The organism is Ruegeria sp. L12 (assembly GCF_056531745.1).
The window spans coordinates 159,016-185,697 of sequence record NZ_JBQFMH010000010.1 but is presented as its reverse complement, the minus strand read 5'-3'; the positions used below and the strand labels follow the sequence as shown (position 1 = coordinate 185,697).

21 protein-coding genes and 1 pseudogene are annotated in these 26,682 nt (G+C 59.0%); 5 read left to right on the top strand and 17 right to left on the bottom strand.

Translation table 11 applies throughout. From position 1 onward, the window contains the following. The 4 genes from ACR0K9_RS16555 to rpsL form a co-directional block, all read right to left on the bottom strand. A partial coding sequence (locus ACR0K9_RS16555; protein WP_480534500.1) for a GTP-binding protein occupies window positions 1-91 on the bottom strand: 91 nt, incomplete at its 3' end. A 60-nt stretch (window positions 92-151) separates the two neighbouring features. Next, window positions 152-2,269: an elongation factor G gene (gene fusA / locus ACR0K9_RS16550; protein WP_480534151.1), complete on the bottom strand. Its 2,118-nt coding sequence runs from the start codon at window positions 2,267-2,269 to the stop codon at window positions 152-154. 18 nt (window positions 2,270-2,287) lie between these two features. Beyond that, on the bottom strand, window positions 2,288-2,758 hold the full coding sequence (gene rpsG / locus ACR0K9_RS16545) for a 30S ribosomal protein S7 (RefSeq protein ID WP_039529242.1): 471 nt from the start codon (window positions 2,756-2,758) through the stop codon (window positions 2,288-2,290). Window positions 2,759-2,773: 15 nt separating this feature from the next. Beyond that, entirely contained in the window at window positions 2,774-3,145 is a 372-nt protein-coding gene (gene rpsL, locus ACR0K9_RS16540; protein WP_005621086.1) for a 30S ribosomal protein S12, read from the bottom strand. A 397-nt stretch (window positions 3,146-3,542) separates the two neighbouring features. On the opposite strand from rpsL, the gene ACR0K9_RS16535 reads away from it, so the two are divergent. Continuing rightward, complete coding sequence (locus tag ACR0K9_RS16535) at window positions 3,543-4,358, top strand: putative rhamnosyl transferase (protein WP_480824810.1); 816 nt, start codon at window positions 3,543-3,545, stop codon at window positions 4,356-4,358. On the opposite strand, the gene ACR0K9_RS16530 is transcribed toward ACR0K9_RS16535, so the two are convergent. Continuing rightward, window positions 4,343-5,212, bottom strand: a complete 870-nt coding sequence (locus tag ACR0K9_RS16530) for a DMT family transporter (RefSeq protein ID WP_480824808.1) — start codon at window positions 5,210-5,212, stop codon at window positions 4,343-4,345. The two genes, ACR0K9_RS16535 and ACR0K9_RS16530, sit on opposite strands and share 16 nt — an antisense overlap. A 148-nt stretch (window positions 5,213-5,360) precedes the next feature. Between ACR0K9_RS16530 and fosX the strand changes: the two are divergent. Then, window positions 5,361-5,765: pseudogene (gene fosX, locus ACR0K9_RS16525) on the top strand (FosX/FosE/FosI family fosfomycin resistance hydrolase). 146 nt (window positions 5,766-5,911) lie between these two features. Here the strand turns inward: fosX and rpoC are convergent. The 5 genes from rpoC to ACR0K9_RS16500 form a co-directional block, all read right to left on the bottom strand. Next, complete coding sequence (gene rpoC, locus ACR0K9_RS16520; protein ID WP_480824806.1) at window positions 5,912-10,153, bottom strand: DNA-directed RNA polymerase subunit beta'; 4,242 nt, start codon at window positions 10,151-10,153, stop codon at window positions 5,912-5,914. 50 nt (window positions 10,154-10,203) lie between these two features. Continuing rightward, window positions 10,204-14,340 carry a DNA-directed RNA polymerase subunit beta gene (rpoB, locus tag ACR0K9_RS16515; RefSeq protein ID WP_480824804.1) on the bottom strand — a complete coding sequence of 1,379 codons (4,137 nt, stop codon included), beginning with the start codon at window positions 14,338-14,340 and terminating at the stop codon, window positions 10,204-10,206. 250 nt (window positions 14,341-14,590) lie between these two features. Next, window positions 14,591-14,965, bottom strand: coding sequence for a 50S ribosomal protein L7/L12 (gene rplL / locus ACR0K9_RS16510; RefSeq protein ID WP_037314964.1), 375 nt, complete (start codon window positions 14,963-14,965; stop codon window positions 14,591-14,593). 79 nt (window positions 14,966-15,044) lie between these two features. After that, window positions 15,045-15,563 carry a 50S ribosomal protein L10 gene (gene rplJ, locus ACR0K9_RS16505; protein WP_298387143.1) on the bottom strand — a complete coding sequence of 173 codons (519 nt, stop codon included), beginning with the start codon at window positions 15,561-15,563 and terminating at the stop codon, window positions 15,045-15,047. A 302-nt stretch (window positions 15,564-15,865) separates the two neighbouring features. After that, the gene (locus tag ACR0K9_RS16500; RefSeq protein ID WP_480824802.1) at window positions 15,866-16,945 is read right to left on the bottom strand and encodes a Hint domain-containing protein; all 1,080 of its coding nucleotides are present in this window, start codon (window positions 16,943-16,945) and stop codon (window positions 15,866-15,868) included. A gap of 213 nt (window positions 16,946-17,158) precedes the next feature. Here ACR0K9_RS16500 and ACR0K9_RS16495 point away from each other — a divergent pair, with 213 nt between their 5' ends. Further along, complete coding sequence (locus ACR0K9_RS16495; protein WP_480824800.1) at window positions 17,159-18,124, top strand: phosphotransferase family protein; 966 nt, start codon at window positions 17,159-17,161, stop codon at window positions 18,122-18,124. A gap of 7 nt (window positions 18,125-18,131) precedes the next feature. On the opposite strand, the gene ACR0K9_RS16490 is transcribed toward ACR0K9_RS16495, so the two are convergent. From ACR0K9_RS16490 to rplK, 3 genes are all read right to left on the bottom strand, one after another. Continuing rightward, a complete protein-coding gene (locus ACR0K9_RS16490; RefSeq protein ID WP_480824798.1) occupies window positions 18,132-18,947 on the bottom strand; it encodes a hypothetical protein in 816 nt (271 codons plus the stop codon). 222 nt (window positions 18,948-19,169) lie between these two features. Next, a complete protein-coding gene (gene rplA / locus ACR0K9_RS16485) occupies window positions 19,170-19,868 on the bottom strand; it encodes a 50S ribosomal protein L1 (protein ID WP_480534169.1) in 699 nt (232 codons plus the stop codon). Window position 19,869: 1 nt separating this feature from the next. Beyond that, window positions 19,870-20,319, bottom strand: coding sequence for a 50S ribosomal protein L11 (rplK, locus tag ACR0K9_RS16480; RefSeq protein ID WP_010440985.1), 450 nt, complete (start codon window positions 20,317-20,319; stop codon window positions 19,870-19,872). A 383-nt stretch (window positions 20,320-20,702) separates the two neighbouring features. Here rplK and ACR0K9_RS16475 point away from each other — a divergent pair, with 383 nt between their 5' ends. Both ACR0K9_RS16475 and ACR0K9_RS16470 read left to right on the top strand, forming a co-directional pair. Continuing rightward, window positions 20,703-21,941, top strand: a complete 1,239-nt coding sequence (locus tag ACR0K9_RS16475) for a peptidoglycan-binding domain-containing protein (RefSeq protein WP_480824796.1) — start codon at window positions 20,703-20,705, stop codon at window positions 21,939-21,941. Between the two features lie 177 nt (window positions 21,942-22,118). Next, window positions 22,119-23,303 carry an adenylate/guanylate cyclase domain-containing protein gene (locus ACR0K9_RS16470; RefSeq protein ID WP_480824794.1) on the top strand — a complete coding sequence of 395 codons (1,185 nt, stop codon included), beginning with the start codon at window positions 22,119-22,121 and terminating at the stop codon, window positions 23,301-23,303. Window positions 23,304-23,351: 48 nt separating this feature from the next. Here the strand turns inward: ACR0K9_RS16470 and nusG are convergent, their stop codons facing one another. The 4 genes from nusG to ACR0K9_RS16450 all read right to left on the bottom strand — a co-directional run bounded on the left by nusG (window position 23,352) and on the right by ACR0K9_RS16450 (window position 26,681). After that, window positions 23,352-23,885, bottom strand: coding sequence for a transcription termination/antitermination protein NusG (gene nusG / locus ACR0K9_RS16465; protein WP_480534174.1), 534 nt, complete (start codon window positions 23,883-23,885; stop codon window positions 23,352-23,354). Between the two features lie 191 nt (window positions 23,886-24,076). Further along, window positions 24,077-24,274, bottom strand: coding sequence for a preprotein translocase subunit SecE (gene secE / locus ACR0K9_RS16460; RefSeq protein WP_171124314.1), 198 nt, complete (start codon window positions 24,272-24,274; stop codon window positions 24,077-24,079). Window positions 24,275-24,340: 66 nt separating this feature from the next. Further along, window positions 24,341-24,499 (bottom strand): cbb3-type cytochrome oxidase assembly protein CcoS, encoded by a 159-nt coding sequence (gene ccoS / locus ACR0K9_RS16455; protein ID WP_424831576.1) that lies wholly within the window; start codon window positions 24,497-24,499, stop codon window positions 24,341-24,343. A gap of 4 nt (window positions 24,500-24,503) precedes the next feature. Next, complete coding sequence (locus tag ACR0K9_RS16450) at window positions 24,504-26,681, bottom strand: heavy metal translocating P-type ATPase (protein WP_480824792.1); 2,178 nt, start codon at window positions 26,679-26,681, stop codon at window positions 24,504-24,506. Window position 26,682: the final 1 nt, after the last annotated feature.

The following is a 26,682-nucleotide window of genomic DNA, read 5'->3' as shown; positions in this document are numbered from 1 at the left end:
CTGCGGTCAGCGTGGTCTTGCCGTGGTCAACGTGGCCAACTGTACCAATGTTGACGTGCGGCTTATTACGCTCAAACTTTTCCTTTGCCATGATGGCCTCCTTTTTCGGTAATGAAGGGAGCGCGTTAGCCGCGCTCCCTCAAATCTTCGCTTATGCGTATTTCGCCTGAATCTCGTCCGAGATGTTCTGCGGAACCGGATCGTAGTGGTCGAACTGCATGGTGAACTGGGCACGGCCCGACGACATCGAACGCAGGGTGTTGATGTAGCCGAACATGTTCGCCAGCGGAACAAACGCGTCGATCGCGATGGCGTTGCCGCGCGGTTCCTGACCAGACACCTGGCCCCGACGCGAGGTCAGGTCGCCGATGATACCACCAGTGTATTCTTCCGGGGTGATCACTTCGACTTTCATGATCGGTTCCAGCAGTTTCGCGCCAGCTTTGCGCATGCCTTCACGCATACACATCCGCGATGCGATTTCGAACGCCAGAACGCTCGAGTCAACGTCGTGGAACTTACCGTCCAGCAGGGCAACCTTGAAGTCGATCACGGGGAAGCCAGCCAGCGGGCCGCTGTCCATGACCGAGTTGATGCCTTTTTCAACACCGGGGATGTATTCCTTCGGAACGGCACCACCAACGATGCGGCTTTCGAACGAATAGCCTTCGCCCGCTTCGGTCGGCTGGATCTCCAGCTTGACTTCCGCGAATTGACCCGAACCACCCGACTGTTTCTTGTGGGTGTAGGTGTGCTCAACCGGCATCGAGATGGTTTCACGATAGGCCACCTGCGGTGCACCGATGTTCGCTTCAACCTTGAATTCGCGCTTCAGACGGTCAACCAGGATGTCCAGGTGAAGTTCGCCCATGCCCTTCATGATAGTCTGACCCGATTCCAGGTCGGTTTCCACACGGAAGGACGGGTCTTCGGCGGCCAGACGGGCCAGACCCTGAGACATCTTTTCCTGGTCGCCCTTGGTTTTGGGCTCGACCGCGATCTCGATCACCGGATCAGGGAAGGTCATGGTTTCCAGAACCACCGGATCCTTCGCGTCACACAGGGTGTCACCGGTGGTGGTGTCTTTCAGACCCGCCAGCGCGATGATGTCGCCTGCAAACGCTTCTTCGATCTCTTCCCGGTTGTTCGAGTGCATCATCATCATACGACCGATGCGCTCTTTCTTGCCTTTGGTCGAGTTCAGGATCGAGTCACCCTTGTTCATGGTGCCCGAGTAGATCCGGGTAAAGGTCAGCGAGCCAACGAAGGGGTCGTTCATGATTTTGAACGCCAGACCCGAGAAGGCCATGTCGTCGTCTGCACGACGGGCGATGTCACGAACTTCTTCCTCGTCGCCGGGTTTGAAGCCCATGTAATCAACAACGTCCAGCGGGCTGGGCAGATAGTCGATCACAGCGTTGAGCAGCGGCTGAACGCCTTTGTTCTTGAACGCAGACCCACCCAGAACCGGAACGAAGTCCAGCGCCAGCGTGCCCTTGCGCAGCAGTTTGCGCAGGGTTGCGACGTCGGGTTCATTGCCTTCCAGGTATTCCATCATGGCGTCGTCGTCCTGCTCGACGGCCGCTTCGACCATCTTGCCACGCCATTCGTCGGCCATGTCCTTCAGTTCGTCACGGATTTCCGCGTGAACCCAGGATGCGCCCAGATCTTCGCCCTGCCACAGCCATTCTTTCATGGTGACCAGGTCGATCAGGCCTTCCAGCTCCGACTCGGCGCCGATCGGAATACCAACCGGAACAGCGCGCGCGCCGGTGCGGTCTTCGATCATGTTGACGCAGTTGAAGAAGTCAGCGCCGATCTTGTCCATTTTGTTGACGAAAACCATACGCGGAACCTTGTAGCGGTCAGCCTGACGCCACACGGTTTCGGTCTGGGGCTCAACACCGGCGTTTGCGTCCAGAACGCAGACGGCACCGTCGAGAACCGCCAGCGAACGTTCAACTTCAATGGTGAAGTCAACGTGGCCGGGGGTGTCGATGATGTTCAGGCGGTGCTTGGGGGTATCGGCGGTCTGACCGTCTTCGGTGCGTTCCCAGAAAGTGGTGGTCGCAGCCGAAGTGATGGTGATGCCGCGTTCCTGCTCCTGCTCCATCCAGTCCATGGTGGCTGCACCGTCGTGCACCTCACCGATGTTGTGGGATTTGCCAGTATAATACAGGATACGCTCCGAGCAGGTGGTCTTACCTGCGTCGATGTGCGCCATGATACCGAAGTTACGGTACAGTTCGAGCGGATATTCGCGTGCCATTGGTCTAAGCCTCTCGGATTACCAACGATAATGGCTGAAGGCTTTGTTCGCCTCGGCCATCTTGTGGGTGTCTTCGCGTTTCTTGACGGCAGTGCCGCGGGACTGAACGGCGTCCAGCAGCTCGCCTGCAAGGCGCTCTTCCATGGTGTTTTCGTTGCGGCCGCGCGCAGCAGTGATCAGCCAGCGGATGGCCAGTGCTTCGCGGCGCTCGGGGCGGACTTCAACCGGAACCTGATAGGTTGCACCACCAACCCGGCGCGAGCGAACCTCGACCGACGGTTTGATGTTGTCGAGCGCTTCGTGGAACACTTCGACCGGTGCGCGCTTGATCTTGTTCTCAACGCGGTCAAAGGCGTTGTAGACGATGCGCTCTGCGACCGACTTCTTGCCGTCGATCATCAGGTTGTTCATGAATTTGGTCAGAACCTTGTCGCCGAATTTGGCGTCAGGCAGGACTTCGCGTTTTTCGGCGGCGTGACGACGTGACATATCAGCCTCTCCTTCTTACTTGGGACGCTTCGCGCCGTACTTCGAACGACGCTGCTTACGGTCTTTGACGCCCTGAGTATCCAGAACACCGCGCAGGATGTGGTAACGCACACCGGGAAGGTCTTTTACACGGCCGCCACGGATCAGAACAACCGAGTGTTCCTGCAGGTTGTGGCTTTCACCGGGGATGTACGAGATGACCTCGAACCCGTTGGTCAGGCGCACTTTAGCAACCTTACGCATAGCCGAGTTCGGCTTCTTCGGTGTGGTGGTGTACACGCGGGTGCAGACGCCGCGTTTCTGCGGGCACTGCTCCAGGTGCATGGACTTCGAGCGTTTTACTTTCGGCTGCCGCGGTTTGCGGATCAGCTGTTGAATAGTTGGCATTCCGGTTCTTTCCCCGTTTTGCAACACACATGACATGCACGCGCATTGCGTGCGGTTAAATTTGCTGCACTCATGCGTCCACAAGCGCAAAATCCGCGAGCGTTCCCATTCCGAGGTGAACGTCGCGGTTGGTTATCAGAGGGCGCGAACGGCAAAATTGTCCGGGCCTTGACCAGTTCATTACTGGAATCGGTTATGGGGCGGCCCCCGGCACCGAGATGCCGCGCGTATTAAGGGGTTGCGGGCCAAGTGTCAACAGCGCGCGGCCTCGGATGCCCCTCAGGCCGGATCGTGCTGATTTATCAGCGTATCCTGCACGATTCCAGCCCGCGCGCCCGGTTGCAGGCCCGACAGTGCAAAGGCATAGTCCGACCACGCCAATCCTGACGGGTGAATCATGCAAGTCATCGGCCTGTGCCGCTTTTCCTACCCCGCCCTCGGCGGGTTTCAGATCGAGCACGACACCGTCGAAGCGCGCCGCCGCTATCTTTATAATCCGGCCCGGCTGGAAGAGCGCTTTCGGCTGTTCGAAGCCTCGACCCTGCCCTGTTTCCGCGAACAGACCGATGAGGATTTCGAGTTCCTCATCCTGATCGGAGAATGCCTACCGAAACAGGCCTTAAACCGGTTACACGATCTGACCGCCGGGATGCGGCAGGTGCGGATCATTCAAAAATCTGCTGAGACGCAGATGGGGCCGCGTCAGGTCATGAAAGCGGTCCTGAACGCAGCCCGCGCCAACCCTGATCAGCCCTGTATCCAGTTCCGGCATGACGACGACGACGCCGTGTCCGTTGATCTGGTCGAACGGTTGCGCATCGCGGCGCAGGAAGGTGCTGGGCTGATGGCGAACAATCAGACGGTCGGGATCGACTATAGCACCGGTTTCTTCGCCCGGTTTGCCCCCGAGGGCATTCGCGCCTCAGAGGTGTATAAGCCCCTACTGGGTGTGGCGCAGGGCATGTATATTGCGGGTGGATGCACGCATTCGATCATGAATTATTCGCACCATCGGATCGGGCGCTACATGCCGGTCATAAGTTACTCGGATGCGCCCATGTGGGTGCGCACGCTCAACGGATTCAACGACTCCAGGCGCGCGCGCAACAACACAGATGAATTCGCGACCCTCACGCCCGAGCTTGAGGCTGAGTTCATCGCACGGTTCGCAATTGACCAGAATCTGGTCCGGCAGGTTCATTCGGCTGCCTGAGCGGACCGTTCGCGGAACAGGGTGAACAGCCCTGCCCCGACCACCAGCGCGGCCCCCAGCATCGTCACCGTGTCGGGCCATTCACCAAACACCAGCCATCCCAATGCCAGCGCCCAGAGCAGACCGGAATACCGGAACGGGGCGACAAAGCCCACCTCACCTACGCGCATGACCATGACGCTGAACAGATATCCGCAGAGGATGAAGACAGCGGCCGACACCGTCACAGCTCCCGCAGCCAGCGGCACCGGTGCCCACCCTTCGAACACCGATATCACCGCTGCAGCTATGGTGATCGTCAGGGACGTGGCCAATGTCACGACCATGGACGGAACCTCGGCCGACAAACGTCGGGTGATGAGATCCCGCGCCGTGATCGAGGCAACTGCCGCCAGCGCATAGAACGAATAGATGCTGAACCCTTCCGGGCCGGGCCGTACGATCAGCAGCATCCCCGCAAAACCAAGCGCAATGGCGACCATCCTGCGCCAGCCGATGGTTTCTGAGAAGAACAGCGCCGCACCCAGCGTGACCGTCAATGGCAGCGCCTGCAGAACAGCCGTCACATTGGCCAGCGGCAATTGCTTCAGCGCGGTGAGGAAAGAGATGGTCACAGCCAGCTCGCACAGGCTGCGCAGCACGATCAGCCATTTGTCGTGACGCGGGAACCGCAGATGCAGTGCGCTCAGGTTGCGGGCCAGCAGAAAGATCAGAGCGGTCGCCACCACGCCCCGGATGGCAATCAGCTGAAACAGGGGCAAATCCTGCAACACAAGTTTGACCAGCGTGTCATTCACGGTGAAGGCCGCCATGCTGGCAATCATCAGCAGCGCGCCTTTGACATTTGGGGTCATTCTGGAATCGTCCGGTCTGAAATACTTGCGACCATTGGCCTGTCAGCTCCGTGCAATGTCAACTCAACAATAGCACCATGCGCTGAAACTGCTGACTTTGCCCAAGGCCCTGCTATTCTGAAATTCCGCGATTTCCATGAGGTGCACCGTGATCGAAGGCCTGAGCCACATTACATTCATCACCCGCGATCTCGACAAAATGGAAGAGGTGCTGACCACGGTTCTGGATGCCCGAAATATCTATGACAGCGGCGATCGGACTTTCTCGATTTCGAAAGAACGGTTCTTCGATATCGGTGGCGTCTGGGTTGCGATCATGGAGGGCGACCCGCTGGCCGAATGATCCTATAACCACGTCGCGTTCAAGATAGGGCCCGATGAATATGACGACAGGGTGCAGCGCATCCGGTCGTTGGGTCTTGACCTGCGCGAAGACCGGTCGCGCGTTCCGGGTGAGGGTCACTCGATCTATTTCTACGACCACGACAACCACTTGTTCGAATTGCACAGCGGTACGCTGCAAGAGCGATTGACGCGTTATTCTGAGGGCTAAGAGCGATACGAGGGCCTGAAACTTCAAAAGTTTCAGGGGCGGTTTCTTTTCAAGAAACCGGTCGCTTCACGGTGTGCAAAGCACGGCCAGTCTGAAACGAAATAGGCCCCGCAAATTGCGGGGCCTTTCGGATCATTTTGCGGTGCTTATTCGCGGCTTTCCGGGGTTTCCACCAGAACGTCCAGCTCGTCACCGACCATGTCGTCGTCGAAGGTCGGCGCAGCCAGCGCAGCGGCTGCCTCGGCTTCTTCCCGGCGGGCTTCGATGACCACGTTGTCACGCGACTGCGCGATGTGGCGGACGGCCTGAGTCGCACCACCGGTACCGGCGGGGATCAGGCGACCAACGATGACGTTCTCTTTCAGGCCAACCAGTTTGTCCTTCTTGCCCTGAACCGAAGCCTCGGTCAGAACGCGAGTGGTTTCCTGGAACGAGGCCGCCGAGATGAACGAACGCGTCTGCAGCGAGGCTTTGGTGATCCCCAGAAGGATCGGTTCGCCCTGAGCCGGACGACCGCCACGCGAGATGGTTTTCTCGTTGGCTGCGTCGAACTCCTGCTTGTCGACATGTTCGCCTTTCAGCAGGGTGGTGTCGCCTGAATCCAGGATCTCCCACTTCTGCAGCATCTGGCGCACGATGACCTCGATGTGCTTGTCGTTGATCTTCACGCCCTGCAGACGGTAGACGTCCTGCACCTCGTCGATCATGTAATCCGCCAGCGCTTCGACACCCATGATGGACAGGATGTCATGCGGTGCCGGGTTACCGTCCATCAGGTATTCACCCTTCTGGATGAAGTCCCCTTCGGCGACCGGGATGTGCTTGCCCTTGGGTACCATGTACTCGATGGTCTCCATCGACTCGTCAGCCGGTTCGATGCTGATGCGGCGCTTGTTCTTGTAGTCGCGGCCAAAGCGCACGTAACCATCGGCTTCTGCGATGATCGCGTGATCTTTCGGACGACGCGCTTCGAACAGTTCGGCCACACGCGGCAGACCACCGGTGATGTCCTTGGTCTTGGCGCCTTCACGCGGGATACGCGCAACAACGTCACCGGCTTCGATGGTCTGACCATCTTCGACCGACAGGATCGCATCCACCGACATCGGATAGTGAACCGGGTTGCCCGCATCGTTGCGGACCGGCTCGCCATCGTCGCCGACCAGAATGATCTCGGGCTTGAGGTCGCTGCCTTTGGGGGCCGCACGCCAGTCGATCACGATCTTCTGAGTCATGCCGGTTGCATCGTCGGTCTCGTCGCGGACAGCAAGGCCCGAAACGAGGTCGACATATTTCGCGGTACCGGCTTTCTCGGCGATGATCGGCAGGGTGTAGGGATCCCATTCGAACAGCTTGTCGCCACGGGCCACCTTGGTGCCGTCCTTGACGAACAGCTTGGAGCCATAGCCCAGCTTGTGGCTGGCACGCTCTTCGCCATGTTCGTCGCTGATCACCAGCTTCATGTTCCGGCCCATGACCAGACTTTCGCCTGCGGCATTGACCAGGATCTGCGGGTTCTCGAAGGATACAACGCCTTCCTGGCTGGCTTCCTGGAACGACTGCTGACCACCCTGCGCAACGCCACCGATGTGGAAGGTCCGCATGGTCAGCTGCGTACCAGGTTCACCGATGGACTGGGCGGCGATGATGCCGACAGCTTCACCCGTGTTCACCATGGTACCACGCGCAAGGTCACGACCGTAGCAGGTTGCACAGACGCCTTCCTCGGATTCACAGGTCAGAGGCGAGCGGATGCGCATCGAGGCAACACCGGCCTCATCGATGGTGTCGGCCATGCGTTCGTCGATCAGTTGACCGGCGGCGACCAGAACCTCGTCCGTACCCGGACGCAGCACATCGTCTGCCGCCACACGACCCAGCACACGTTCGGCCAGCGAGGCGACAACCTCACCGTCGTTCACGGCGGCTTCGGCCGTGATCGCACGCTCGGTGCCACAGTCGATCTCGCGCACGATGCAGTCCTGCGCCACGTCCACCAGACGACGGGTCAGATAACCCGAGTTCGCCGTCTTCAGAGCGGTATCCGACAGACCCTTACGGGCACCGTGGGTCGAGTTGAAGTACTCGAGAACGGTCAGGCCTTCTTTAAAGTTCGAGATGATCGGCGTTTCGATGATGTCACCGTTCGGCTTGGCCATCAGGCCGCGCATACCGCCCAGCTGTTTCATCTGAGTGACCGAGCCACGCGCGCCGGAGTGGGCCATCATGTAGACCGAGTTCGGCTCCATGTCAGACCCGTCTTCGGCCTTGGCGACGTCCGAGATCGTGCTCATCATCGCCTCGGTAACGCGGTCGTTACACTTCGACCAGGCATCGACGACTTTGTTGTACTTTTCGCCCTGAGTGATCAGGCCGTCCATGTACTGCTGTTCAAAGTCCTTCACCTGACCGCGGGTGTCATCGACGATACCCCACTTGTCATCCGGAATGACCATGTCGTCCTTACCGAACGAGATGCCCGCCTTGAACGCTTCTTTGAAGCCCATCGACATGATCTGGTCACAGAAGATGACCGACTCTTTCTGACCGCAGTAACGGTAGACGGTGTCGATGACCTGCTGCACTTCTTTCTTCCGCAGCAGGCGGTTGACCAACTCGAACGGCGCCTTGTTGTTCATCGGCAGCAACGCACCCAGACGCAGACGGCCCGGAGTGGTCTCATAACGCTTCTGAACTTCGTTGCCTTCGTCATCGATCTGCGTGATCCGCGCAGTGATCTTGGTGTGCAGGTGCACTTCACCGGCGTCCAGCGCGTGCTGCACTTCGTCGATCGAGCCAAAGACCTTGCCTTCGCCCGGCATGCCGGCGCGTTCCAGCGATACATAGTACAGACCCAGGATCATGTCCTGCGACGGAACGATAATGGGCGCGCCGTTTGCGGGCGACAGAACGTTGTTCGTTGACATCATCAGAACGCGGGCTTCCAGCTGCGCCTCAAGGCTCAGCGGGACGTGAACGGCCATCTGGTCCCCGTCGAAGTCGGCGTTAAAGGCCGAACAGACCAACGGGTGCAGCTGGATGGCTTTACCTTCGATCAGGACCGGCTCGAACGCCTGAATGCCAAGACGGTGCAGCGTCGGCGCACGGTTCAGCATGACAGGGTGTTCGCGGATCACCTCGTCGAGGATATCCCACACTTCGGGACGCTCTTTCTCGACCAGTTTCTTCGCCTGCTTGACAGTCGAAGACAGACCCTTGGCTTCAAGGCGCGAGTAGATGAACGGCTTGAACAGTTCCAGCGCCATCTTCTTGGGCAGACCACACTGGTGCAGCTTAAGCTCCGGACCGGTCACAATGACCGAACGGCCCGAGAAGTCGACGCGCTTACCCAGAAGGTTCTGACGGAAGCGACCCTGTTTCCCTTTCAGCATGTCCGACAGCGATTTCAGCGGGCGCTTGTTGGCGCCGGTGATCACGCGGCCACGACGGCCGTTGTCGAACAGAGCATCCACGGATTCCTGCAGCATCCGCTTTTCGTTGCGGACGATAATGTCAGGTGCACGCAGTTCAATCAGACGCTTCAGACGGTTGTTCCGGTTGATGACGCGGCGATACAGGTCGTTTAGATCCGAAGTCGCAAAACGGCCACCATCCAGCGGAACCAGCGGACGCAGCTCCGGCGGAATGACCGGGATCACGGTCATCACCATCCACTCTGGCCGGTTGCCCGACTCGAGGAAGGATTCGACAACTTTCAGACGCTTGATGATCTTCTTGGGCTTCAGTTCACCGGTGGCTTCGGCCAGATCAGCGCGCAGCTGCTCGGCTTCGGCTTCCAAGTCGATCTGCGCCAGCATCTCACGGATGGCTTCGGCACCGATATTCGCGGTGAACGCGTCCATGCCATAGGCATCCTGCGCGTCCATGTACTCTTCTTCGGTCAGCATCTGGCCGTAGGTCAAGTCGGTCAGACCGGGCTCGATGACGACATAGTTTTCAAAGTACAGAACGCGTTCCAGATCGCGCAGCGTCATGTCCAGCATCAGACCGATGCGGGACGGCAGCGATTTCAGGAACCAGATATGCGCAACGGGCGCGGCCAGTTCGATGTGGCCCATACGCTCGCGGCGGACTTTTTGCAGAGTGACTTCCACACCACACTTTTCGCAGACAACGCCGCGATACTTCATCCGCTTATATTTGCCGCACAGACATTCGTAGTCTTTGATCGGGCCAAAGATACGCGCGCAGAACAGGCCGTCACGTTCGGGCTTGAACGTCCGGTAGTTGATGGTTTCGGGTTTCTTGATCTCGCCATAGGACCAAGACAGGATCCGCTCTGGCGACGCCAGCGAGACCTTGATCTCGTCAAAAACCTTCGGGGGCGTCAGCGGGTTGAACGGGTTGTTGGTGATTTCCTGGTTCATTTGTTACCTCAAATCTTGCGGAAGGGGGGACGGGAGAAAGGGCAAGGCCCTTACTCCTCAACCTCCGCATCCAGGAGTTCCATATTCAGGCCGAGGCCACGGACTTCTTTCACCAGAACATTGAACGATTCCGGTACGCCCGCTTCAAAGTTATCCTCGCCCTTGACGATCGATTCATAGACCTTGGTCCGGCCGGCGACGTCATCCGATTTCACGGTGAGCATCTCCTGCAGGGTGTAGGCGGCGCCATAAGCTTCCAGAGCCCAGACCTCCATCTCACCAAAGCGCTGACCACCGAACTGCGCCTTACCACCCAGCGGCTGCTGGGTAACCAGGCTGTATGGCCCGGTCGAACGCGCGTGGATCTTGTCATCCACAAGGTGGTGCAGTTTCAGCAGGTACTTGATGCCCACGGTCACCGGACGTGCGAATTGCTCACCGGTACGACCGTCGAACAGAACCGACTGACCGCTTTCCGAGAAGCCCGCACGCACCAGCGCGTCGTTGACGTCAGCCTCTTTGGCACCGTCGAAGACCGGGGTGGCGATCGGAACACCGCGGGTCACGTTGCCAGCAGCCTCGATCAGGCCATCCTCGTCCAGACCGGTGATGCCTTCTTCGTAGACATCTTCGCCATAGGCCAGCTTCATCGCTTCGCGCACCGGGGTCAGATCGCCGGAACGGCGGTATTCACCCAGAGCGTCGTCGATGTTCAGACCCAGACCGCGTGCGGCCCAACCCATGTGGGTTTCAAGGATCTGACCAACGTTCATACGCGAAGGCACACCCAGCGGGTTCAGACAGAAGTCAACCGGAGTACCATCGGCCAGGAACGGCATGTCTTCCATCGGAACAACCTTGGAGATCACACCTTTGTTCCCGTGACGACCGGCCATCTTGTCGCCCGGCTGCAGCTTACGCTTCACGGCGATGAAGACTTTGACCATCTTCATCACACCCGGCGGCAGGTCGTCGCCACGACGGACTTTCTCGACCTTGTCCTCGAAACGGGCGTCCAGAGCACGCTTTTGCACTTCGTACTGCTCGTTCAGAGCCTCAACGATCTGTGCGTCCTGCTCACCTTCCAGCGCCAGCTGCCACCACTGACCACGGGTCAGGGTTTCCAGCAGCTCCTCGGTGATCACCGAACCTGCCTTGACGCCTTTCGGGCCTTTGACAGCAGTTTTACCCAGGATCAGGCCTTGCAGACGCGCATAGATGTTGCGGTCAAGGATCGCCAGCTCGTCGTCCCGGTCACGGGCCAGACGTTCGACTTCTTCACGCTCGATCTGCAGCGCACGCTCGTCTTTCTCGACGCCGTGACGGTTGAAGACGCGGACCTCGACGACCGTACCGTAATCGCCCGGCTTCACGCGCAGCGAGGTATCGCGCACGTCAGATGCTTTTTCACCAAAGATGGCGCGCAGCAGCTTTTCTTCCGGGGTCATCGGGCTTTCGCCCTTCGGAGTGATCTTACCGACCAGAATATCGCCCGGCTCAACATCCGCACCGATGTAAACGATGCCGGCCTCGTCGAGGTTGCGCAGCGCTTCTTCACCGACGTTCGGGATGTCGCGAGTGATCTCTTCCGGACCCAGCTTGGTGTCACGGGCGGCGACTTCGAATTCCTCGATATGGACCGAGGTAAAGACGTCATCACGCGCGATACGTTCCGAGATCAGGATCGAGTCTTCGTAGTTGTAACCGTTCCACGGCATGAACGCGACGACCACGTTCTTACCAAGGGCCAGTTCACCCATATCGGTCGACGGACCATCGGCAATGACCTCGCCCTTCTGGACGGTGTCACCCACCTTGATCAGCGGACGCTGGTTGATGCAGGTGTTCTGGTTCGAACGCTGGAATTTGCGCAGACGATAGATATCAACGCCAGCGTCGCCCAGTTCCAGATCCTCAGTCGCGCGGATAACGATACGCTGGGCATCGACCTGGTCGATGATACCGGCGCGTTTCGCCTGAATCGCAGCACCCGAGTCGATCGCAACCTTTTCCTCGATCCCGGTACCGACCAGCGGTGCCTCGGCCCGCAGCAGCGGAACCGCCTGACGTTGCATGTTCGAGCCCATCAGAGCGCGGTTGGCGTCGTCATTTTCAAGGAACGGGATCAACGATGCAGCGACCGAGACCAGCTGTTTCGGAGATACGTCGATCAGGTCCACATTCTCGCGCGGGGCAAGGGTGTAGTCCCCGGCCTGACGGGTCGAAACCAGATCGTTGATGAACTTGCCATCCGCATCCAGCGTCGCGTTCGCCTGCGCCACGGTGTGACGCATTTCCTCGGTCGCGGACATGTAGTGAACCTCATCGGTCACCTCAGCGTCTTTAACAACGCGATACGGTGTTTCGATGAAGCCATACTTGTTCACGCGGGCAAAGGTAGCAAGGCTGTTGATCAGACCGATGTTCGGACCTTCCGGCGTTTCAATCGGGCACATCCGGCCATAGTGGGTCGGGTGTACGTCGCGAACCTCAAAGCCAGCACGCTCACGTGTCAGACCACCCGGGCCAAGCGCCGAGAGGCGGCGTTTGTGGGTAACCTCGGACAGCGGGTTGGTCTGGTCCATGAACTGCGACAGCTGCGACGAGCCAAAGAATTCACGAACAGCAGCCGCAGCCGGTTTCGCATTGATCAGATCCTGAGGCATGACAGTGTCAATTTCGACCGACGACATACGCTCTTTGATCGCGCGTTCCATGCGCAGCAGGCCGACGCGATACTGGTTTTCCATCAGTTCGCCGACCGAACGCACACGACGGTTGCCGAGGTGGTCGATATCGTCCACGTCGCCTTTGCCGTCGCGCAGTTCCACCAGCGCCTTGATGCAGGCCACGATGTCTTCGCGGCGCAGCGTGCGCAGGGTGTCCGGCGCGTCCAGAGCCAGACGCATGTTCATCTTCACGCGGCCAACGGCGGACAGGTCATAGCGCTCGCTGTCGAAGAACAGGGTGTCGAACAGGGCCGACGCAGCCTCGACGGTGGGCGGCTCACCCGGACGCATGACGCGGTAGATGTCCATCAGCGCGCTTTCACGGTTCAGGTTCTTGTCCTGAGCCATGGTGTTGCGCATGTAGGGGCCGACATTGACGTTGTCGATGTCCAGAACCGGGATGTCGGTGATGCCCGCATCCATCAGGTCCTTGACGGTGCCACCGATCAGGTCGCCGTCCTTGTCATATTCCAGCGTCAGCTCATCCCCGGCTTCGACATAGATCGCGCCGGTTTCTTCGTTGATGATGTCCTTGGCGACATACTTGCCGACAATGTTGTCGAACGGAACCAGCAGGTTGGTAACGCTGCCTTCGTCGATCAGTTTCTTAACCGCGCGCGGGGTGACTTTCTTGCCCGCCTCGGCAATTACCTCACCGGATTTGGCGTCGATCAGATCATAGGTCGGACGGGTGCCGCGCACACGCTCGGGGAAGAACGGCGTGACCCAGCCTTTCTTCTTGTCCAGCTTGTAGGACACGGTGTTGTAATACGCGTCCATGATCGCTTCCTGATCCAGACCCAGCGCATACAGCAGGGTGGTCACAGGCAGTTTACGGCGACGGTCGATACGGGCGAACACGATGTCCTTGGCGTCGAACTCAAAGTCCAGCCAGCTGCCGCGATACGGGATGATGCGGCAGGCAAACAGCAGCTTGCCCGAGGAATGGGTCTTGCCCTTGTCGTGGTCAAAGAACACACCGGGCGAGCGGTGCATCTGGGACACGATCACGCGCTCGGTGCCGTTCACGATGAACGTGCCGTTCGGTGTCATCAGGGGCATATCGCCCATGAACACGTCCTGTTCCTTGATGTCCTTGACCGATTTGGCGCCGGTGTCCTCATCGACATCAAACACGATCAGACGCAGAGTGACCTTCAGCGGCGCGCTGTAGGTCATGTCGCGCTGCATGCACTCTTCGACGTCATATTTCGGCTTTTCAAGATCGTATTTCACGAACTCCAAAACGGAGGTTTCGTTGAAATCCTTGATCGGGAAAACCGACTGGAACACACCTTTGATGCCTTCGCCGTCTGCGGGCTGTTCTGCATCGCCGGAGCGCAGGAAAAGGTCATAAGAAGATTTCTGTACCTCAATGAGGTTCGGCATCTCCAGCACTTCGCGGATTTTGCCGTAATATTTACGAAGACGTTTCTGGCCAAGGAACGTTTGAGCCATGTCAGATGTCACCTTTCGATGTTCTCAGCGGGCAAAGACACCGTCGGGCCCCGGCATCTTGCACAATCGAGACAACACGTCCGGATCAATTCGTGGCCACCGTCCCGAAGGCGGCCTCCCGATCCGAAAACCGTGTCTTAGAAAACGCCCCAGACCATGAGGCCCTTTCTAAGACAGGTTCGGCTGGACCCGGATTTCTCCGGACCCAGCCAAATTTTCAGGCACATCAGCGATGCGCCAGTCGGTTGGCTTAGGCCAGCTCGACTTCGGCGCCAGCTGCTTCCAGCTTGCCTTTGACTTCTTCGGCTTCGTCTTTCGACACGCCTTCTTTGATCTTGCCGCCAGCTTCGACCAGCTCTTTGGCTTCTTTCAGGCCCAGACCGGTGATGCCGCGAACTTCTTTGATCACGTTGATTTTCGAAGCGCCGGCGTTCTTCAGAACGACGTCGAATTCGGTTTTTTCTTCCTCGGCTGCGCCACCGGCGTCGCCACCGGCTGCCATGACAACCGCGCCGCCTGCTGCGGGCTCGATGCCATATTCGTCTTTGAGGATGGTTTTCAGTTCTTGTGCTTCCAGCAGGGTCAGACCCACGATGCTTTCTGCGAGTGCTTTCAGATCAGCCATTTTATCAGCTCTTTCCGTTTACAGTGTGTGTTCCAACGTCAGGGGGTTTCCCCTACGCAGATCATTCAGTGCCAACCGCTTACGCAGCTTCCGCCTTCTCTTCGATGGTGGAAAGGATGCTTGCGATGTTGCTTGCAGGTGCGCCAATCGCGCCGGCGATGTTCGAAGCAGGTGCGCCAATGCAGCCAGCGATCGAAGCAATAAGCTCTTCACGAGACGGCATTTTCGAAACTGTTTCGACGCCTTTGCGGTCCAGAGCGTTCTCGCCCATAGCACCGCCGAGGATTTCAAAGTTTTTGTTATCCTTGGCGAAGTCCTCGGCCACCTTGGCTGCTGCCACGGGGTCCTCGGAATAGGTCAGAACGGTCATCCCTGTCAGCAGGTCGGCCATGCTTTCACACGGCTTACCCTCGAGGGCGATTTTGGCGAGCCTGTTCTTGGCAACACGCACGGCACCACCCGCGTCACGAGCACGTGCGCGAAGGTCCTGCATCTCGGCAACTGTCAGACCGGCGTAGTGAGCAACCACTACGACGCCAGAGCTTTCGAAGATTTGGCCGAGTTCCTCGACCACTTTCTCTTTCTGGGCTCTATCCACAGTTCTCTCCAAGTTAGGGGCGATATCTCACCCCGGCTCATATTTGCCGCAGCTTGCGCTCCGGCGTTCAGGTCCGTTGTTACGGGATGGGCCAAAATTCGCCCGAGGGTGGGACCCTCAGAATTCTTTGGTCTTACCCGTCTCAGGCAGGGAATTAAGGGGCCGTATGGACCCACCCACCGTCTTGGACGAAACGAAATAAAGCGCACGACGAATCGCACGCTTTATTCCGCAGCCCTACTTAGGGCAGACGACCGGGGTTTCCAAGGGGTAAATTACACGCTCGCGCGATTTAGCACGCCTTATGACAAAAGGGGTTTGGCGTTGCTTGCATGGCGCCGCGCCATCGATCCGCCCCGGCGCCCACCGACCAGATAAGCCGCCGGAATGGGCGGGTCCGCCCTCTGAAGCTCGGGAAACAAGGTCAGAATTTCTTTCCGGCTGGCATCAGACAGCGATTTCAAAGCTTGTGGCCCGGCATAGAAGCTTTCAACCTCGGCCGCTTCGGCAAAGACGATCTCGTGGCGGTCGAACATGAAATGCCAGTATTCCACCAGATCATTGTCGCGACATTCGTCTATTCCGGACAGGTCTATCAAGTGTTTGGCAGCCACAAGCACCGCGTCCTCGCCAAACATCCGCTGCACAATCGTTGAGTTCGCCAGAACCCGGTGCTGAGGCGAGACAGTCTGCGGACGTTTTGGCAGGCCGTTACCCAATGCACCTGTGTCGATGCGAACAGGGTAGGCGTTGCACATGGCGGCAAGCCCGCCCTTTGTCAGTTCCCGGCTGCCTATCCAGCGGACCGGCTGAAACCCGCGATCACGCGTGCGCACTCGATCCCCAAGCTGCAGATCCTCGACAGCGCGCGGGCCCTGATCGGTTTCAATCAACGTACCGCGCAGGAAGCAGACCGGAAACTCACCATCGAAATTCGACGGGTTCCGCGCGTTGTTGGGCCGGAAGTTGCCAAGCGTAATGCTTGTGATGTCGTTGAAATCATATCCGGCAGCGATGAAATCGGCGATATCTCCATCCCGAAAAAATGCCAGAACAGTCCCGTCATCCAACTCGGTGGTTATGATCTGGACGTTGAAACTCTGCCCGTCGGAAAACGTGATGGTCGAGTTCCGATAGGCGCCGCTGGTCTCAACTTGCTGCAACGTTCCGTTGACCAGAACACCCTCATAAGCAGTAGGCTGGGTGGTGTCATTGTTGCCGTCAAAATCCAGATCAAGGATGTTATTGCCGTTATCCGTGTCGTTCTGCCACTGATAGGTATCGCGATCAAACGTCGACAGATCGACCGTCGAACCGGCAAATCCCTCGGCGGTGCCGGTTCCCAGTAAAAACGCATCCAGATTGAACTGTTCCAACGGCATGGCTCAGATGTCTTTTATAAAAACCCGGGTGGCGTAAAGATCATTGCTGCCTTTTGCAACATCCCGGCATCCACTCTCAATTCGTATCTTTTGATTGTAAATTTTTCCAGTACAACGAATTGCACTCAATTTTGGCAAGACCGGGAAATTGACACACGCGCCGGACCCGGATGCGGTGCCGCCAAACGGTCTCAAGGAAGAAGCCGCCGCTCCGTGACTGCACTCGACACAGATGAACTTGCCGATACTCTGGTGGCCGAGTTCGCCCGCCAGATTCCGGGTGATCCGATCCGGACCGCTGAGCGCATCTATCGGTCGCATGACTTCCCCGACTCGCGCTGGGTCATGAAGGTTGAAACGGCACAGCAGGGTTACGCCCTGAAGATCGACACCCAATCGCCCAGAACCGGGCGGCTGGTCGATGAGTTTCGCATATTAAGTCAGCTTCATTCTCACCTGGCAGGGAATGGCCCGACGCGTGTTGTGCGACCGGTTTACCTGTCCCCGGGCGCGATGTTTCTGGTCACCGAGTTTATCGACCGGCCCACCGCTGTTGATGTGATCTACAACAGCACCGACGACAAGCAGGTCGCGCAGGTCTATCGCCGGGCGGGTGCCTGGTTGCAGGACCTGCACAACTATCGACCGGCCAGGCAACAACCTTTCTGGCCGCAATGGATGATGGAGCGTATTCGCGACTCGTCCGCTACCATCCTTCCCGACATCCGGCCCGATTATCAGCGTATGATGAATATCATGCGCGCCGATGCGACCCATCTCAGAGGTCAGCCCGATCTTGAGGTGTTTTCACACGGCGACTTTCACGGGATGAACCTGATCCTGGGCCATGGCGCGGCAATCGGGTTGGATTTCACCGAGGCGCGCGACAAGCTGGCAGTCTATGATATCGTCGATTTCCTCAAGGCCGACGTGTTCAGGGCCGGAGAGACGCCGGAAATCGATCGAAGCGGCATCCTGAAATGGAACAAGCAGATGTTTTTTCGGCGCTACCGCCATCCCATCAATATGGATGTTCTGGACTTCTGCATCCGCGGACGTCTGCTGCGCGACTGGCTGTTGCTGCGCCAGCAGAATCAAACATACAGCGAATTCGAACAACGCCGCGCCGACCGATTAGAGCTCCGCCTGAAGCAATCCCTCACCGAACCGCTGATCTGAGATTTACTCACTCTGATGAGCGTTCACCTTTGGCCAGCAGACGTTGTCTTAGAATACGCCGCATGGGCCTTGGCGCCGTTTGTAACACGTTTCGAAGCCGGCGCCTGTTATAGGCTTTTTCTCGGCTATCCAACCGTGCGAGAATTGTCTGGAATGGCACAACCGGGTGGAACAATCTGCGCTCATCCGGTTTGACCTGCACCGCTTCGAACAAATGCGGCGGATTGGTGCTGAAGGTCTCTTCCGGCACCTGTTCGGGAATCACATCTTCAAGCCGTGCATACGAAAAGCCACGGCCAACCACGGCCCCGGCCAAAACCGCCTCGTCGTTCAGAGTAGCATCGGGCAATTCCCGCATCTGCTGCACGCGAATTTCCTTCATCGCGGCAACCACCTGCGGTGTCACAGCCGTCAATGGGAATATGCAGCCCCACTGAGGATCGACGCCAAAATGAACCAGCATGTTTGAGAATCTGCGCCGATCATTATTCTTGCCAAACCGGGCAGCGATAGCTTGTGCAGGATAGGTACTCAGCGCATGCACCAAGGTGTCAACTCCGAGTGGCGGCACAAACACATCAGATTCAACCATGACATAGCGTGCATAATCCGGCTGCTTTGCAGTTGCCAGATAGTAGCACATGTCACCGCACATCCAGCGCCAGTTTCTTGGCAAATCTTCCAAACCAAGCGGCGCTAACGCTGCCTCATCCAGCGATAATTTCAGAAACGGATCGCAGTCGACCGGGCCGTCCTGTTCATCCACGACAATGGCGACTGTGACACCAGCCGACGCCAGTGTCGTCGCCAGAAGGCGCGCCATCTCGGGGAACCCTCTGGTTCGGACGAGAAACAGGGTTTCATCCGCGCTCGTCACTGCCTTGCCACCCTGCCCCGCGTTAATGGTTTGCGCGCAGCCAGCCCGCCGGTCGCGCATTGTTGTGTTCGCGCTGTCTTATCGACTGCAAGGCCACGGCAGTCAAACAAAAGAAACCCGGGCAGCATGTGCTGCCCGGGTTCGAATTACCGACATGTCGCGAAGGGCTTATTCGCCCGATGCTTCCGCAACATCCACGGTCACGCCAGGGCCCATGGTCGAGCTCAGCGCGATTTTCTTCATGTAGGTGCCTTTGGCGCCCGACGGCTTGGCCTTGGCAACAGCCGAGACGAATGCACGGACGTTTTCGGCCAGCTTGGCTTCGTCGAACGACGCTTTGCCAACACCGGCATGCACAACACCGCCTTTTTCCGCCTTGAACTGAACTTCACCCCCCTTGGCTGCTTCCACGGCCGCTTTCACGTCCATGGTCACGGTGCCAACCTTGGGGTTCGGCATCAGGTTGCGGGGGCCCAGAACCTTACCCAGACGGCCAACGATTGGCATCATGTCCGGGGTGGCAATGCAGCGATCGAAATCGATGGTGCCGCCCTGAATGGTTTCCATCAGGTCTTCTGCGCCAACGATGTCCGCGCCTGCTTCTTTCGCCTCATCCGCCTTGGGGCCACGAGCGAACACAGCAACACGCATGTCTTTGCCGGTGCCGTTCGGCAGGCCGACAACGCCGCGCACCATCTGGTCTGCGTGACGGGTGTCAACGCCCAGGTTCATCGCGATTTCGATGGTCTCGTCGAATTTCGAGGTTGCGTTGGCTTTGACCAGGGCAACAGCTTCGTCCACCGACAGGTTTTCCTTGCCAGCGACAGCTTCGCGCGCAGCGCGGGTACGTTTACCGAGTTTTGCCATCTTACTTCACCTCGATGCCCATGGAGCGGGCCGAGCCCAGGATGATCTGCATTGCGCCTTCGACGTCGTTGGCGTTCAGATCTTTCATTTTGGCTTCGGCGATTTCGCGAACCTGCTTCGAGGTCACGGTGGCCACGGTCTCACGACCAGGGTTTTCCGCGCCGCGGGGGCGGTTACGCTTGCCAACCGGCTTCAGACCAGCCGCTTTTTTCAGGTAATAAGACGCGGGCGGCGTCTTGATGTCCATGGTGAAGGACTTGTCCTGATAATAGGTGATCACGGTCGGGCACGGCGCGCCGGGCTCCATGTCTGCGGTCTTGGCGTTGAACGCCTTGCAGAATTCCATGATATTGATGCCGCGCTGACCCAGCGCCGGACCAACTGGCGGCGACGGGTTCGCCTGACCTGCAGGAACCTGCAGCTTCATTGTACCAGCAAGCTTCTTGGCCATTTGGTTTTCCTTTCAACTTAGGTGAAACGCGTTCCACCCAGATTATGTTGCGTGGTCCGGTCCGGGATCGCGATCCCGGCAACCTCCCACGAGAGAATCTCGCCCGAAGACGATAGAGGCGGCGTTTATAGGGGAATGAGGGGGTTGGCAAGGGGCTGGCCCGACCCGGAGACGCGCATTCGAATCGTGCCCCGTTGAGTTTTGCCAAACTCGATGAGAGCCCAAAGCTGCGGGCCATGAAACAGACGCCCTGAACACCCCGGCAAGATCCTAAAATATCTGGATAAACCGGCGAGATGAGCGGGCTCCGGCCTTTGAGCCACATTCGCACGCGTGTCTGTGCTATAGTCCATTAAAACAGGTATTTGTAGTGGAGGTTAATTATGTTCATTCGATTGGTAGTAACGCTCGCTATCGCACTCTCTTTCACAACGTCCTCTCCTCAGAGCGCTCGCGCGGACGCGGGAGAAATCCTGGGCGGTGCCGTCGTTGGCGGGGTTATCGGCTACGCAATTGGCCGGGATCAGGAGAGAAAAAAACAGGCCCAGACAACAACGAGATCCACCCAAACCTACCGGTCGGGCATCCCATCGACCACCCAAGGGGCGCAGACCCAGACGGCGCTCAACTACTTTGGATATAATGCCGGTCGTGTCGATGGTCAGGTGGGCCGTGGCACCCGCTCGGCGATCGAGCGGTATCAGGTGTCTATGGGCTATCCGGTAAACGGATATGATTTCCAACCCTATCAGCGCGATTTCCTGATGCAGGCCTATTACTGGGCCACCAGCGGAGGTCAGGCTTCGACGCAACTGGCGGGGCAACCGCTGTTGATGGAGTATCGCCGGCAGATACAAACGGGATCAACGCTGGCTGTGGCACCGCAAGCGACTGCACCGGCCCCGGCGACCATACCCGTTGTGACTCAGCCGCAACCTGAGGCCGCCCCTGCACCCGAGCCAGCTGAAACCGCTTCCAGTAGTTTGCCCAGCCTGTTTTCTGGCGGCACCGGTGGGCCATCGCTGGCCAATCGCTGCAGCGGGGTGATGCTGCAGACATCAACCAATGGGGGCTATACGACCCTGTCCAACATGTCCGACCCGGATTTTGCACTCAGCGAACAGTTCTGTCTTGCGCGCAGCTATGCGATGGCGCGCGGAGAAGACCTGATGCAGGATATTCAGGGGCTGACGCCGGATCAGGTCAGCGCACAATGCGATTCGTATGGCGAGATGCTGGCACCGCAAGTCGACGCCCTGTCGATCACTTCAAAAACAGAGGCTGAATCTCAGGTCCGCAAACTGGCGCTGGAGTCCGGGCTGAGCCCTGCAGATCTGGCGGCGACGAGCAAGGTCTGCCTGTCCATGGGCTACCGTCAGGACAACATGGACACCGCAGTAGGTTCAGCGCTGATGCTGGTCGCGATGGGCGAACCCGCCTATGGAGAGCTGATCGGTCATCACCTGCGCGAAGGCTTCGGCGTGCAGAAACGCCGTGACCTTGCAACGCAGTGGTACGATGCGAGCCTTTCGGCATTGGATGCCGGATCGCCTGCCGTCTTCCTGCCGTCCCAGTCGGATCGCCCGCAACTGTTGCGCGCGGCCATGGTTCAAGCGCAATAGGGCGACGCGCCAAGCTGTATTGACCCCGGAAAGGTCGATTTAGAACGCCGCGGTGCGTGTTGCATCGCGGCGTTGTGTTTTTCGCGATGAACCGGACTATAATCTGCGCCAGACTTGCAGCCCCGCTCTGGTGCAGCCACAGCTTCAACCGACCCGACAATGTATCGCGAATGTGCTATGCAATCACCGGAACCGAACCAGGAACAGGACAAGATCGACGCTCTGATCGAGTGGATGGTTGATGGCGCCCGCCCGGCAGCAAATGCGGTCGATATCATCGAAGGTATATGTACGCGCCTGCTGGATGCCGGTGTCGCCATCGACCGGTTCGGTTTGTTCATCTGGACGTTGCACCCCAATCTGACAGGACGGCGTTTCCTGTGGAAAGCAGGCGCAGGCGTCGACAGGGTCGACGCGCCGTCACAACTGTTTTCCGAGGCGATCTATACCGAAAATCCGCTTCCGCACGTGATCGAGCGTCAGCAAACCATCCGCCGCCATCTGGAACACCCCAACTGCCCCGAGGATTACATCATCGTAGGCGAATTGCGCGAACAGGGGTTCACCGACTATCTGGCGCAACCGCTGATCTATATCAACGGCGATACCCATGTCTGCACCTGGTCAAGCGCCGCGCCCGGCGGGTTTTCAAAGCGGGATCTGGCGATTCTGAACCGGGTTCGCGGCCCGCTCGCACGCCTGACCGAGGCGTATATGCTGCGGCTCGACGCGACCTATCTGCTGTCGACCTATGTCGGCCATAACAGTGGCGCGCATATTCTGGAGGGAAAGGTGCATCGCGGCGATGGCAGCAAAATCGAAGCGGTCATCCTGTTTGCGGACCTCAAGGGATTTACCCGCCTTTCAAATTCAGTATCCGGTGATGCGTTGGTCCGGCTGCTGAATGACAGTTTTGATTGCCTTGTCCCTTCGGTCATGGATCACGGCGGAGAGATTCTGAAATTCATGGGCGACGGCTTTTTTGCGATCTTCCCAACCAGCGCGGATCTTCCGCCCAACGTACAGATCGAAGCCGCCATCGCAGCGGTGCGCGAAGGCCTGAAATCGCTGAGCACAGCCGACTTCTCCCACAAACTGGGCGTGCGCACTGCAATTCATCATGGTCGCTTCCACTATGGCAATATCGGAGGCGGGGATCGGCTGGATTTCACCGCCATCGGCCCGGATGTCAATCTGACGGCAAGACTGGTATCTGCGGCCACGGACCTGGAATGTGACCACGTCCTGTCCGAAACCGCTGCAGCGTTTCTGCCGGAACTCTGCGAACCGGTCGGAACCGTGTCACTCAAGGGGTTCGGCGAAGATCAGACCGTTTGGCAGTTGAGCACGCCCCAAACGTAAAAAAGGGTGCCCGTAAGGCACCCCATCCGATGGTTCTAAAGGAACCGATCAGCTTTGCTTGGTCACCTGCGTGAAGTCCAGTTCGACCGGGGTTTCGCGACCGAAGATCGAGACCGAAACCTTCAGCTTCTGGTTCTCGTCGTCCACGCCTTCGACCATGCCGTCGAAATCCTCGAACGGGCCGTCGTTGACCTTGACCTTTTCGCCGATCTCGAAGCTGATCATCAGCTTCGGCGCTTCTTCACCTTCCTGAACGCGGTTGAGGATCTGGTTCACCTCGGCGTCGCGCATCGGCATCGGGCGGCCCTGCGGTCCCAGAAAGCCGGTGACCCGGTTGATCGAGTTGATCAGGTGATAGCCCTGATCCGACATTTCCATATGCACCAGAACGTAACCGGGCATAAAGCGGCGCTCGGTTGTGACCTTCTTGCCCCGGCGCACTTCGATCACCTCTTCGGTGGGCACCAAAACCTCGTCGATATCGTCCTCAAGGCCCTGTTCAGCCACCGACGTGCGGATCTGCTCTGCGATCTTCTTTTCGAAATTCGAAAGAACGCTGACCGAGTACCACCGTTTCGCCATGAACCTGTCGTCCTTGTTTGCCTTTGGGGCGGCTGAGCATGCGCCCCGCGTTGAAATTCAATTGCGTCACCCGGAATAAAAAGCGGCGCGCAGCCCGATTCGCCGCACGCCCATTCCGAATAGTCATGTCACCTACTCTGACATCGCAAGCTGTGCAAGGGGGCAGTGGCGTTTCCGCCTGCCCAACCGGCTTAGCCGAAGGCGCCCAGGATCAGTTGCAAGCCGCCGCGAATGCCCAGATCGACCAGGGCAAAGAATACAGCCGTCAGCGCCGCCATGATGAACACCATGACCGTGGTCAGCAGAACTTCGCGCCGGGTGGGCCAGACGACCTTTGCGACTTCGGCACGGACCTGCTGAATGAACTGGATCGGGTTTGTGGTGGCCATGAGGCGTATCTCTCTGCTAGCGGATGGGCCGGACATAACCGGGCATTGCGGCAATTTCAAGGGCGGTCAGGGCTTGGGCTTGTCGTCCCATTCGTCGCTCAGGATGCGGCGCGAGTCGCCCTCGGGGTCGTCATACTGGTTGGACCGGACCGTATAAATAAACGCCACCAGTCCGACGCCGCCCAAAAGCAGTGAAATCGGAATGAGATAGGCCAGAACTTCCATCGTGTTACCTCAGCCGCAATGCGTTCAGGGACACGGTGATCGACGAGGTCGACATCGCCAGCGCCGCGATCAGGGGTGTCGCGAGGCCCACAACGGCCAGCGGAACGGCGATCACGTTGTAAACGGTGGCGATGCGGAAGTTCTCGCGAATCCTTTTGGTCGCCTTGATGGCCGTATCGCAGGCATCCGAGATTGGTGACAGGTCATTGCCCAGCAGCACGATATCCGACGCCACCCGCGCTGCATCCAGCGCCGAAGCCGGAGAGATCGAAACATGCGCTGCCGCCAGAGCTGCCGTATCGTTCAACCCGTCGCCGACCATCAGAACACGGTGACCCTGATCGCTCAACGCTTGCACCTTGGCGGCTTTGTCCTCGGGCAGGGCTTGCGCGATCCAGCTTTCGATGCCCAGTTTGCCTGCCAGCGCCTCAACAGCACCCTCGGTATCGCCCGAGATCAGAAGGACCTCTTTGCCGGACTTGCGGAAGGCGGCAACAGCCTCGGCCGCACCTGCGCGCAAGCTGTCTGTGAAAGTAAAGCGCAAGGGCTGGTGCGATCCGATGGCCAGCCAAGCCGAGGTCTGCGCCCCATCCTCGCCACCGATCCAGGCGGCGCGGCCCAACCGGACGCGTTGATCGCGGTAAAGGCCCTCGGTGCCATAGCCCGGCACTTCGACCACATCGCGCAGGGTGGCGGGCTTGATGCCAGCTTCGCGCGCTGCTTTGGCAAGGGCGAGTGACAAGGGATGCGACGACGCCTCGGCCAGCGCCAGAGCCACTTCCAGATCGGCGCGGGAATGGTCGCCCAGATTGGTCAACTCAGGCGTGCCCGAGGTCAGCGTGCCGGTTTTGTCAAACACAACCGTATCGACCTCTGCCAGACGCTCCAACGCTGTGGCGTGTTTGATCAGCATACCGCTGCGGAACAGCCTCCCCGAGGCCGCCGTGGTCACAGCCGGAACCGCCAGACCCAGCGCACAGGGGCAGGTGATGATCAGAACCGCCGCCGCGATGTTCAGCGCCGTGCGGACATCGCCGGAATAGATATACCAGCCCAGAAAGCTGAGCGCCGACAGGATGTGCACCCCCGGCGCGTACAATTTCGCCGCCTTGTCGGCCAGCGATGTGTATCGCGACCGGCCCGACTCAGCGATAGCCACCAGATCGGTCATGCGGTGCAACGAGGTATCCTCTCCCACCGCCGTCGCGCGGATGGTCAGAGGCCCGGTCAGATTGACCTCACCAGCGCTGACGACCATCCCCTCCTGTGCGAATACAGGCAGTGTCTCGCCTGTCAGCAGGGACCGGTCGAGTTCGGATTGGCCCGAAACGATCTCTCCGTCCACGGGCATCCGGCCACCGGGGCGGACTAGGATCAGGTCGCCGACATTCAGCGCCGAAACCGCGATCTCCTCCTCAACACCATCGACCAGACGGGTGGCGCGGGGCACCTCAAGCGCGGTCAGTTCCTCAGCGGCGGATCGGGCAACGGCACGGGTGCGGTAGTCCAGATACCGCCCGGCCAGCAAAAAGAACGTCAGCGTCAGCGCAGCGTCGAAATAGGCGTGCTTGCCGCTGAGCGCGGTTTCCCAAAGTGATGTGACCAGCGCCAGCAAGATGGCCAGCACGATCGGCACATCCATGTTCAGGCGACGCACGCGCAGGGCGCTCCAGGCGTTGGCAAAGAAAGGCTGGGCCGAAAAGGCAATTGCGGGCAGCGCAATCGCCGCCGAAATCCAGTGGAACATGTCACGCGTCGCGTCCGTCGCCCCGGACCAGACCGAGACAGACAACAGCATCACGTTCATCGAGGCAAACCCGGCCACAGCCAGCCGCATCAGCAGGTCCCGCCCGGCCTTGTCCGATTGCGTGGCCGACAAGGCACCGGGGTCAAGCTCATGCGCCTCATAGCCCGCACGTTCCAGCACCGGGATCAGATCGGCGGCACGAATGCCCGGATCGGCTTTGATCATCGCGCGTTTGAGGGTCAGATTGACCCGCGCGTCTTCGACGCCGGGATGGGCGTTCAGTTCCCGCTCGACCGTGGCGATACAGGCCGAGCAGTGGATCCCCGGCAGCGACAGCGCAATCTGCGCGTCTTTGGGTGCCGCGCGCGCAGGCTCGGCCGGGGTTGCGAGGCATCCCGGGCAGGCCGCCGTGCCGGTGGGGGCGTGCACGGTCACC

Coding starts and splice junctions, on each gene's coding strand:
- fusA (WP_480534151.1), bottom strand. CDS start 2,269: ATGGCACGCGAATATCCGCTCGAACTGTACCGTAACTTCGGTATCATG.
- rpsG (WP_039529242.1), bottom strand. CDS start 2,758: ATGTCACGTCGTCACGCCGCCGAAAAACGCGAAGTCCTGCCTGACGCC.
- rpsL (WP_005621086.1), bottom strand. CDS start 3,145: ATGCCAACTATTCAACAGCTGATCCGCAAACCGCGGCAGCCGAAAGTA.
- ACR0K9_RS16535 (WP_480824810.1), top strand. CDS start 3,543: ATGCAAGTCATCGGCCTGTGCCGCTTTTCCTACCCCGCCCTCGGCGGG.
- ACR0K9_RS16530 (WP_480824808.1), bottom strand. CDS start 5,212: ATGACCCCAAATGTCAAAGGCGCGCTGCTGATGATTGCCAGCATGGCG.
- rpoC (WP_480824806.1), bottom strand. CDS start 10,153: ATGAACCAGGAAATCACCAACAACCCGTTCAACCCGCTGACGCCCCCG.
- rpoB (WP_480824804.1), bottom strand. CDS start 14,340: ATGGCTCAAACGTTCCTTGGCCAGAAACGTCTTCGTAAATATTACGGC.
- rplL (WP_037314964.1), bottom strand. CDS start 14,965: ATGGCTGATCTGAAAGCACTCGCAGAAAGCATCGTGGGTCTGACCCTG.
- ACR0K9_RS16500 (WP_480824802.1), bottom strand. CDS start 16,945: ATGCCGTTGGAACAGTTCAATCTGGATGCGTTTTTACTGGGAACCGGC.
- ACR0K9_RS16490 (WP_480824798.1), bottom strand. CDS start 18,947: ATGGCGCGCCTTCTGGCGACGACACTGGCGTCGGCTGGTGTCACAGTC.
- rplA (WP_480534169.1), bottom strand. CDS start 19,868: ATGGCAAAACTCGGTAAACGTACCCGCGCTGCGCGCGAAGCTGTCGCT.
- rplK (WP_010440985.1), bottom strand. CDS start 20,319: ATGGCCAAGAAGCTTGCTGGTACAATGAAGCTGCAGGTTCCTGCAGGT.
- ACR0K9_RS16475 (WP_480824796.1), top strand. CDS start 20,703: ATGTTCATTCGATTGGTAGTAACGCTCGCTATCGCACTCTCTTTCACA.
- ACR0K9_RS16470 (WP_480824794.1), top strand. CDS start 22,119: ATGCAATCACCGGAACCGAACCAGGAACAGGACAAGATCGACGCTCTG.
- nusG (WP_480534174.1), bottom strand. CDS start 23,885: ATGGCGAAACGGTGGTACTCGGTCAGCGTTCTTTCGAATTTCGAAAAG.
- secE (WP_171124314.1), bottom strand. CDS start 24,274: ATGGCCACCACAAACCCGATCCAGTTCATTCAGCAGGTCCGTGCCGAA.
- ccoS (WP_424831576.1), bottom strand. CDS start 24,499: ATGGAAGTTCTGGCCTATCTCATTCCGATTTCACTGCTTTTGGGCGGC.